This is a genomic window from Saccharothrix sp. ALI-22-I (assembly GCF_001984175.1).
Classification (GTDB): domain Bacteria; phylum Actinomycetota; class Actinomycetes; order Mycobacteriales; family Pseudonocardiaceae; genus Actinosynnema.
Genome location: NZ_MTQP01000068.1, coordinates 1,110,716 through 1,120,032, shown reverse-complemented (window position 1 = coordinate 1,120,032; position 9,317 = coordinate 1,110,716). Strand labels below are relative to the sequence as shown.

General features: G+C 70.2%; 10 protein-coding genes and 1 pseudogene. 7 read left to right on the top strand and 4 right to left on the bottom strand.

The window, feature by feature from the left end; all coding sequences use genetic code 11:
* The first annotated feature begins 4 nt into the window (after positions 1–4).
* Positions 5–124: an AbfB domain-containing protein gene (locus ALI22I_RS55795; protein ID WP_443216939.1), complete on the top strand. Its 120-nt coding sequence runs from the start codon at positions 5–7 to the stop codon at positions 122–124.
* Between the two features lie 60 nt (positions 125–184).
* On the opposite strand, the pseudogene ALI22I_RS42270 reads toward ALI22I_RS55795, so the two are convergent.
* The 3 genes and pseudogenes from ALI22I_RS42270 to ALI22I_RS42260 form a co-directional block, all read right to left on the bottom strand.
* A pseudogene (locus ALI22I_RS42270) lies at positions 185–484 on the bottom strand (S1 family peptidase); the annotation flags it as partial.
* A 22-nt stretch (positions 485–506) separates the two neighbouring features.
* Positions 507–1,829 (bottom strand): M20/M25/M40 family metallo-hydrolase, encoded by a 1,323-nt coding sequence (locus tag ALI22I_RS42265; RefSeq protein ID WP_077011251.1) that lies wholly within the window; start codon positions 1,827–1,829, stop codon positions 507–509.
* Between the two features lie 154 nt (positions 1,830–1,983).
* A complete protein-coding gene (locus tag ALI22I_RS42260) occupies positions 1,984–2,934 on the bottom strand; it encodes a universal stress protein (RefSeq protein WP_077011100.1) in 951 nt (316 codons plus the stop codon).
* Positions 2,935–3,380: 446 nt separating this feature from the next.
* Between ALI22I_RS42260 and ALI22I_RS42255 the strand changes: the two genes are divergently transcribed.
* The 6 genes from ALI22I_RS42255 to ALI22I_RS54915 all read left to right on the top strand — a co-directional run bounded on the left by ALI22I_RS42255 (position 3,381) and on the right by ALI22I_RS54915 (position 8,583).
* The gene (locus tag ALI22I_RS42255) at positions 3,381–4,139 is read left to right on the top strand and encodes a hypothetical protein (protein ID WP_143532704.1); all 759 of its coding nucleotides are present in this window, start codon (positions 3,381–3,383) and stop codon (positions 4,137–4,139) included.
* Positions 4,140–4,180: 41 nt separating this feature from the next.
* Positions 4,181–4,735, top strand: coding sequence for a hypothetical protein (locus ALI22I_RS42250; RefSeq protein WP_077011098.1), 555 nt, complete (start codon positions 4,181–4,183; stop codon positions 4,733–4,735).
* Positions 4,728–5,951 (top strand): MAB_1171c family putative transporter, encoded by a 1,224-nt coding sequence (locus tag ALI22I_RS42245; protein WP_143532703.1) that lies wholly within the window; start codon positions 4,728–4,730, stop codon positions 5,949–5,951. The genes ALI22I_RS42250 and ALI22I_RS42245 overlap by 8 nt, the downstream gene beginning before the upstream one ends.
* A 19-nt stretch (positions 5,952–5,970) precedes the next feature.
* Positions 5,971–7,365 (top strand): FAD-dependent oxidoreductase, encoded by a 1,395-nt coding sequence (locus ALI22I_RS42240; protein ID WP_077011096.1) that lies wholly within the window; start codon positions 5,971–5,973, stop codon positions 7,363–7,365.
* Between the two features lie 14 nt (positions 7,366–7,379).
* Positions 7,380–8,294 carry a virginiamycin B lyase family protein gene (locus ALI22I_RS42235; protein ID WP_077011250.1) on the top strand — a complete coding sequence of 305 codons (915 nt, stop codon included), beginning with the start codon at positions 7,380–7,382 and terminating at the stop codon, positions 8,292–8,294.
* A 130-nt stretch (positions 8,295–8,424) separates the two neighbouring features.
* Positions 8,425–8,583 (top strand): NAD-dependent epimerase/dehydratase family protein, encoded by a 159-nt coding sequence (locus ALI22I_RS54915; protein ID WP_143532702.1) that lies wholly within the window; start codon positions 8,425–8,427, stop codon positions 8,581–8,583.
* A 398-nt stretch (positions 8,584–8,981) separates the two neighbouring features.
* On the opposite strand, the gene ALI22I_RS42225 is transcribed toward ALI22I_RS54915, so the two are convergent.
* A complete protein-coding gene (locus tag ALI22I_RS42225) occupies positions 8,982–9,248 on the bottom strand; it encodes a metal-sensitive transcriptional regulator (RefSeq protein WP_077011095.1) in 267 nt (88 codons plus the stop codon).
* Positions 9,249–9,317: the final 69 nt, after the last annotated feature.

Sequence of the window (9,317 nt, the reverse complement as noted above, 5' to 3'; positions counted from 1 at the left end):
GGACGTGTCGTTCGAGTCGCAGAACGTCCCCGGCCGGTACATCCGCCACAACGGGACGACCGTCAACCTCACCACCACACCCGACACCGTCGCCCGCGCCGACGCGACCTTCATCCTGGAGTAAACGTCCCGGAAGGACACCGTGGACCCGCCCATGGCTACACGGGCGGGTCCACGTTCGTTGTCAGGCGGTGAGCAGGATCAGGTCGTAGGCGGACAGGATCTCGTTGATCGGTTGGAACCAGGTCCGGCCGCCGGACGTGCAGTTGCCGTAGCCGCCGGACGTGACGCCCTGGGCCTGGTCGCCGGTGATGAACGAGCCGCCCGAGTCGCCGCCTTGGGCGCACACGCTGGTGCCCGCCATCTGGTGGACGTCGCCCTGTGCGTAGTGGATGGTCTCGTTGCGGGTCTGGATGACGCCGCAGTGCCAGCGGGTCGTGGAGCCGGAGCGGCAGACCGACGTGCCGACCGGTGCCGTCCACGTGTGCGGACGGCACCCGTCGGGGTCAGGAGTTGCGCAGGAACCGGTCCAGCACGCGGACGCCGAACTGCAGCGCGTCCACCGGCACGCGTTCGTCCACGCCGTGGAACAGGCCGGAGAAGTCCAGGTCGGCGGGCAGCTTCAGCGGGGCGAAGCCGAAGTTGCGGATGCCCAACTGCTGGAACGACTTGGCGTCCGTGCCGCCCGACAGCATGTACGGCAGCACCTTCGCGCCGGGGTCCTCGGCCGTGATCGACGCCGTCATCGCGTCGACCAGCGCGCCGTCGAACGTCGTCTCCACCGGCGGCAGCCCCAGCCACTCGCGCTCCACGTCCGGGCCGAGCAGTTCGGCCAACTCGCGGTCGAACGCCTCCTCGCGGCCGGGGAGGATGCGGCAGTCCACGGTGGCCTCGGCGACCGACGGGATGACGTTCGCCTTGTACCCGGCGGACAGCATGGTCGGGTTGGCCGTGTCGCGCAGCGTCGCCCCGATCATCCGGGACAGCGCGCCGAGCTTTCCGACCGCGCCCTCAAGGTCGTCCTCGGGGAACTCCAGCCCGGTAATCTCCGATACCCCGGCCAGGAACTCGCGCACGGACGGCGTCAGCACCACTGGGAACCGGTGCTGGCCGAGCCTGGTGACCGCGGCCGCGAGCTTGGCCACCGCGTTGTCGTTGTGGATCATCGAACCGTGGCCGGCCGTGCCGCGCACGCGCAGCTTGAGCCACCGGATGCCCTTCTCGGCGGTTTCCACCAGGTACGCCCGGACGTCGTCCTTGAGCGTGATGGAGAACCCGCCGACCTCGCTGATGGCCTCGGTGACGCCCTCGAACAGCTCCGGCCGGTTGTCCACGAGCCACTTGGCCCCGTACACGCCGCCCGCCTCCTCGTCCGCCAGGAACGCGAAGACGATGTCGCGGGGCGGCACGATCCCGTCCCGCTTGAACCGGCGCGCGATGGCCAGGCTCATCGCGACCATGTCCTTCATGTCGACCGCGCCGCGGCCCCACACGTACCCGTCCTGGACCGCGCCGGAGAACGGGTGCACGGACCACTCGGAGGCGTCGGCGGGCACCACGTCGAGGTGGCCGTGCACCAGCAGCGCGCCCCGTGACGGGTCGGCGCCGGCCAGGCGGGCGACCACGTTCCCGCGTCCCTTCGCCCCGGACTCGACGTAGGTGGTCTCGTAACCGACCTCGCCCAGTTTCTCCGCGACCCACTCGGCCGCCGCGCGCTCCCCGACGACCGTGGCCGGATCCCCCGTGTTGGTCGTGTCGATCCTGATCAGCTCGCTGGCCAGCGACACGACCTCGTCCTGCGCGAGCCGCAGCCCGGCCCCGTCATCCAAGTTGCTCACCCGGACTTCCTACCATCTGTCACCCGACGACTTCCGGACAGCGCGCGGCACCAGCGCGTTCGGGCTCCCAACCGGTCGGCTGAACGACACTGGTCATCGTCTTTGGTGGCGGACGTGCCGCCCGGCTCGCCCGCTTGACGCAGCGTTAGCGCGGCGGCCCGTCACCGCGCACGACGGCCAGTGAACAGGGCGCGTGGTGGAGCATGGCGTGGCTGACCGAGCCGAGCAGCGCGCGGCGCACTGCTCCGTGTCCGTGGCGGCCGACGACCAGCAGTGCGGCGCCCTCGGCCTGTTCGACCAGAGCTTGGGCGGGCCGCAACAACGAGACCACCCGTTCCGCCCGCACCTCGGGGTGGCGGGCGAGCGGCCCCGCGAGGGATTCGGCGATCAGGGTGTCCGCCGACGCCTGGAGCTGGTCGGTGTCGATGCCCAGTCCGAGGCCCTGTCCCCAGGCGCCGGTCGGCGCGAGCGCGTCCATCGGCAGGCCGGTGGTGGCGTGCACACCGACGACGATGCGCCCGTGCCGGGAGGCGAAGTTCACCGCGAAATCGACCGCGCGGTCGCTCGGCTCCGATCCGTCCACCCCGACCACCACGCGCCCGTCGTCGCCCCCGGCGTCACGGACCACCACGACCGGGCCCGCGAAGTGGTGCGCCAGGTCCGCCGTGACCGAACCGGTGAGCACCCTGGCCAGGCCGGTGGCACCGGACGAGCCGACGACGAGCAGCTCCGCGTCCCGGCCGACCTCGCTCAACACCGCGGCCGGATGCCCGTCGAACACGCGGAAGTCCACCACTACCCCGGGCGCCGCCTGTTCGCACTCCGCGGCCAGCTCCGCGAGGTGGTCGTTCGTGTACGCGCGCACCGCCTTCTCGTCGACGAACTGGGGCAGCGGCATGGACACGGGCGTCACCACCACCTCGGGGAACGGGCCGCGCAGGACGTTCACGATGACCAGGCGCCGACCTCGGCTCGCCGCCTCACGCGCAGCCCAGTGGGCGGCCTGCCGTGACCGCTGCGAGCCGTCGAACCCGACGACCACCGCACCACGCCCGACCGCGCGGTTCAGGGTGCTCGAGCTGTCCGGGCCGGCCATCGCCCACCTCCACGTTCCCGGCGAGAACCGATACCACCTGGGTATCCGAAGAGGTCGGGGCTGACACGTGACCGGCTGTTCGGGTCACAATCGCTCACAGGCGGTGCGGGCACAGGACGAAGGTCGGAATTCGCGGCTGTTCACGAGATCCCGAGGCCCTGCGCACCCCTCAGTCGTGTGCCGCCGTGGCGGATGCGGCGGCACAACCGCAGGGCCTGGTGACGGCCGGCGTGGTCACCTGGGATCTCGCTGTACCGCGCAGCCAGCCTCTCCCGTTCCACTGCTGGGTCGCCATGGGCGCCTGCCCCCAATACCAGTGGAACCGCCACGCCAAGGCTACTGGGGCCCACACGCTGGAATCAACTGGTGTTGCGGAGTAGCTTTGGCGTGCCACTCGCAGTGGAAGTGCCGGCGAGCGGCGGCTGTCGTGCGTACGGGGGGTGACCATGACCGCGGGCCATCAGCGATTGTTCGCCGATATTCTCGACGAGCTGTGCCTGCACCCCGGCGACCGACCCCGGTACACGAATGTGGAACTGGCCGAGCAGATCCGCCTCGACGGCGGCGAGATCACGCACACCTACATCTCGCAGTTGCGCCGGGGCGACAAGGACAACCCCACGTGCCGCACGATCGAGGGCCTGGCCAACGCCCTGCGGGTGCACCCGGCGTGCTTCGTCGGCGGACGCACGCGGCTGCACGAGGGCGAGCGGCCGACGTTGCGGCGTGGCGCGTTGAAGCACCTGTTCAACACGGTGTACCCGGCCAACCGGGGCCCGTTCTCGCCGGAGGAGGTCGCCGCGCGCATCAGCGGCGGCCCGTACGGCTCCATCTCGGCCACCTACATCCGTGAACTCCTGGCCGGCACCAGCGACAACCCCAGGTTGAAGCACATCCTCGGGCTGGCCGAGGCGTTCGGCGCGGCGCCCGCGTACTTCTTCGACGACGAACTGGCCGCGCGGGTCGACGAACAGCTGGAGACCCGGCTGGCGATGGACAAGCTCGGCGTCAACACCGTCATCCTGCGCACCGCGGAACAACCGCCGCCGCCGGGTGTCCGGAACAAGATCCTGCTCGCCCTCGTGCGGGCGCTGCACCCCGGCGTCGCGGCCGAGGACGCCATCAGACGGGCCCTCGAACCGGAGCCGTCCGGGGTGATCGCCGAAGTCGCCGACGGGGTGGTGACCGATGACGAGTCCCGCTGACTTAGCCGTGACGGCCCCCGACAGGCCTGGGTGGTGACCGGATGAAGGCGAAGGACCTGCGTGAACTGCGCGACGAGCTGATCCGCGAGCTCGACCTCGACAAGTCCGCGACCACCGAGACGGTGTGCGTCCGCCTGTGCGAGGTCATGGCCCGGCGGCTTCGGCGGGAGATCATCCTGCGGTTCGACGACCTCGGCGCGGGCGGCACGAGCGGGCTGTGGGCGGTGACCGAGGACGAGGTGCACGTCGTCATCGTCACCACGGCCCGCAGCTGGGTGCACCGGCTGCTCATCCTGCTGCACGAGATCGCGCACATGCTCTGCGGCCATCAGCCGCCGCAGCTCGACGCCGAGGAAGGCCGCCGCCTGCTCTACCCCGACCTGTCCCCCTCGATGCTCCAGATCCTGGCGGGCCGGACCGACATGTCCCGTCGGGAGGAACGCGAGGCCGATCGCGTCGCGGGCGTGCTGACCAGGGCGTTGATCGAGTGGGCGGGCCGACAGCAGTACGAGCCGTCCCTCCCCGACGGGGACGACCTGGCGACGCGGGCGTGGTACTCGTTCGGGTACTCGCCCGAGCGGGGCGCCCGTGGATGACGTGCTCTACCTGCTCAGCGCCTGCGGCGTGCTGGTGTTACTCGCGCACAAGTACCGGGCGTTCCGCCAGGCGCCGCCCGAACGGCGGCCCGCGGTGCTGCCGATCTGCCTCGCGTGCGTGACGGCGGCACCGGCGTTCCTGTTCCTGGCACCGGTGATCGGCGTGAACTTCGACCGGCTCACCGGGGTGCCGAACCTGTCCGTGATGCTGGTGTACGGCTTCGGTGTCGCCTTCGTCGCCGCGAACCAGGCCATGCTGCTGTACTGGCGTCACCCACCCGCGCAGGCGTGGCGGACGACCCGGCAGGTGCTGATCGTCTGTGCTCTCGTCCTTGCCACGATGGTCGTGCTGTTCGCGCTGGGCGCGCCTACCGAGGAGCACCACGGCGACTTCCCGGCGGCGTTCGCCGACACCCCGTACATCGCCGAACTGCTGGTGCTCTACCACTTCACTTACCTGATCGGGCTGCTCAACGTCGTCCGCCTGTGCTGGTTATGGGCCGACGAGACGCCTCGGGACCAGCCGTGGCTGCGGCGCGGGCTGCGCCTCAACGCGGTCGGTGTCCTGGTGGGGGCCGCCTACGCCGTGATCGTGCTCATCGCCGTCGTGGGCAGTTGGTTCGGCGCGGAGCTGGACTCCTGGAGCGTGGCGGCACCGAAGGTGCTCACCCTCGCGGTGCCGGTGGTCGTCGTCGCCGCGAGTATCGCCGCGTGGGGCCCTCGCCTGTCCTACTTGCGTGAACGAATGGCGCGGCTTCGGGACGCGGTCCGCGACCAGGTGCGGCTGCGTCCGTTGTGGCGGGCGCTGAGGACGGTGGACCCGGCCATGCGGCACGCTCCCGGAACGCTGTGGGAGCGCGTCAACCCCGAGTACCGGTTGTTCTGGCGGGTCATCGAGATCAACGACTGGTTGCACCAGCTGCGGGTGGCCCGCGATCCGGCGGTCACGAGCGCGGTGGAGCGAGCGGCAGCAGAACTGCGCCTGGACGAGATCTGGGCGGCCACCGAAGCCGCGCAGATCAAGGCCGCCCTACAGGCCCGTGCGCGAGGCGCCACGACAGCCGACACCGCACCGGCCGACCAGGACGGTCCCCTCCCGGCCAGACACGCGTTCGCCAGTGAACGCACCCGACTGGTACTGGTGGCCCAAGCGTTCGTAGGCCCGGTCGTGGCTTCGGCCCTGTCGGGTATCGGCCGGCCGGCGACACGTCGGTAATCCGGGAAGGGAGCCTTACGTGCCGAGCACACACGCGCTGGTCCTGGGCGGCGGTCTGGCGGGGATGCTCGCGGCCTCCGTCCTCGCCGCGCACGCGGACCGCGTCACTGTCGTCGACCGGGACCGCGTCACCGACGACGGCCACCGCAAAGGGCCACCGCAGACCCGTCACACGCACGTGTTGATGGCTGGTGGGAGTCGTGCGCTGGACGAGTTGCTGCCCGGCTTCACGGCGGACCTGATCGCGGCGGGCGCACAGCACCTCGGCCTGCCGAATCGACTGCTCGTGTTCACCCAGTCGGGTTGGTTACCCCGGCTGGACGAGATGCAGTTCGTGATCGGATGCAGTCGCGCCCTGCTAGACCGTGCCGTAGCGCAACGGGTTCTGGCGATGGACCGCATCAACCTTGTGAGCGCGGCCGACGTCGTCGGTCTGCTCGGCGACCGCGCCCGCATCACCGGAGCACGCGTGCGCGACCGCGACACCGGAACCGAACAGGACATCGACGCCGATTTCGTGGTCGACGCGACCGGCCGCGGCTCCAAAGCCGACCGCTGGCTCACCGCACTCGGTCTGCCGGCCGTGCGGGAAGACCGCGTCGACTCCGGCATGGTCTACGCGACGTGCGTGTACCGCGCTCCCGCCAGTGCACAGGACGGCTTCCCGGGCGTCAACATCGTCAGCGATCCCCGGTCGATGCGATTCGGTCAGGGCGGCGTGCTCCTGCCGATCGAGGACGGCCAGTGGATCGTCAGCCTCGCCGGCACCCGCGGCGGCGAACCGGACATCACCCCGGAAGGCTTCCTCGCCTTCGCCCGCGGCCTGCGCCACCCCGCCATCGCGGACCTCATCAGCGTGGCGGAACCCCTCACCCGACCGTTCGGCTTCCACGGCACCGTCAACCGCCGTCGCCGCTACGAACGCCTCTCCCCCTGGCCGAGCGGTTTCGTCGTACTCGGCGACGCCGCGTGCGCCGTCAACCCCGTGTACGGGCACGGCATGACCGTCGTGACCCGACAGGCCGTCGCACTACGCGACAACCTGACCCGACACGGACTCCACGGCCGGGCGGCCAAGCAGCTCCAACGCAGATTCGCCGCCGTCACGACCGACGCGTGGGACATGGCCACCGGGCAGGACCTGCGCTACCCCGCCACCATCGGCCCGGCCCCCAGCCGCGCCACCCACCTCCAGGAGCGCTACCTGGACCGGCTCATCCTCGCGGCAACGGGCCGAGCCACCGTCACCAAAGCGCAGCTGGACGCGTACACCCTCTCCACACCCCTACGCCGCCTCCTGTCACCACGCGTAGTCCTAGCCGTCCTACGCGGCCCCGGCCGCCCACCACTGACCGACCCACCATTCACCGAAGCCGAGTCACGCGTCCTCGCGGACGTCCAGATCGAGCAGTGAGGAGCACGTTCGCGGTGGAAGCCCAGACTGTGCCAATCGTCGAGTACCCCGTGTCCGAGCCCGGTTCGGGGCCGTACGGCATCACCGCCGGACCCGATCACGCACTGTGGTTCACCGAGGTGCACCACGGCCGGATCGGACGACTCGACCTCCGCGGAGAACACACCTCCTACCGGCTGGATCCACCGTCAGGCCGCCCGTCGCTGCTCACCACCGGGCCGGACGGTGCGTTGTGGTTCACCGAATCACTAGGACACCGGATCGGCCGGATCACCACCGACGGCGACATCACCGCATTCGACACACCGTCCGCCGAAGCAGGACCTTTCGGCATCACACCGGGGCCGGACGGAGCGCTCTGGTTCACCGAGATGAACGCCGACAAGATCGGTCGGATCACCGTGGACGGAACGATCACCGAGTTCCCCCTCCCCCAATCCGGGACCTTCCCGTCGATGATCGCCACCGGCTCCGACAACGCGCTGTGGTTCACGATGAACCAGGCCAACGCCATCGGCCGAATCACCACCGCCGGAGTCGTCACCACGCATCCACTGCCCACCACCAACGCCGGCCCAGTCGGTATCACCCAGGGCGCCGACGGCGCGATGTGGTTCGTCGAGATCGGCGCCGGACAGATCGGCCGCATCACCACGGACGGCCACATCACCGAGTTCCCCCTACCGGACCGCACCGCCCGCCCGCACGCCATCACCGCCACCCCCGACGGGCACTGCTGGTTCACCGAATGGGCCGCCAACCGCATCGGCCGCATCAGCCCGGACGGCACCATCGACACCTACCGGCTGCCGACCCCGGCCTCGGAACCCCACGGGATCACCGTCGGCCCCGACGGTGCACTGTGGGTCGCCCTCGAAATCGGCTCCATCGCCCGCCTGACCCCGACCGATCAGGCCGACCAGCGGTAACCACGCATCAGGCCGAGGTTGCCATTCCGGCAACGAACTTTGCGGCTCCGGCTGAGCGACGACGACGCTGCACACGGGCCGTCACATCAGCGCAGTCAGCGCCAAGGGCCCGGCGACCGGAAGGACTCTGATGCACGTTTTCGTCACCGGGGCGAGCGGCTACATCGGCGGCGCCGTCGCTACCCGCCTCCTCCGGGCGGGCCACACCGTCACCGGCTTGACCCGCGACGTGGCCAAGCCGGCACGTTCTACTTCGTCGAGAACGGCGAGGAATCCTTCGCCGCGATGACCGACGCCATCGCTCGTTCCCTCGGTCTGCCCGGCCCGCGGCCCTGGGCCCCCGACTCCCCGACAGCGTCTGGAACCCGAGTTCGCCATCCACGCCTTGGGCTCCAACAGCCGGGTACGCGCCACCCGGGCCCGCGACCTGCTCGGTTGGCGCCCCCTGCACCACTCGATCACCGACTGGATCATTCATGACTCAAACATCGAGAACGCGACCTTGCCGGCAAACCGGAACCCGGTGATCGCGTTCGCTTTGTATCGGCCGCCGGTCCCGTACCCAAAGGGAGTATCGGCGTCAAAGTACTCGAAGATCTAGGACAAGCAGGAGTGCGATAAAAGGCCGGAACCCGGCCCGACGACGCCGCGCGTCGTCGGGCGCCCTGGGCGCGACGGGTGGTTTGCTCAGGCCAGGGAGAGGAAGAGCTTTTCCAGTTTTGCCCGGTCGAGGGTGTTGCCGTTCTCTCCGGCGGTGATGCACTGCTCCAGGCCGGTGGCGATGATGGCGAATCCGGCCTTGTCCAGGGCGCGGGAGACGGCGGCGAGTTGGGTGACGACGTCCTCGCAGTCCCGGCCGGCCTCCAGCATCCGGATCACGCCGGCCAGTTGGCCCTCGGCGCGGCGCAGTCGCTTGATGACGTCGCCGACGACCTGGGCGTTCTCCAGTTGCATGCCGCTCATCCTCTCCTCACCGCCGGGGTTGGATACCCCGGCGGGTACTGCAATGGTGCAGCGCCGCAC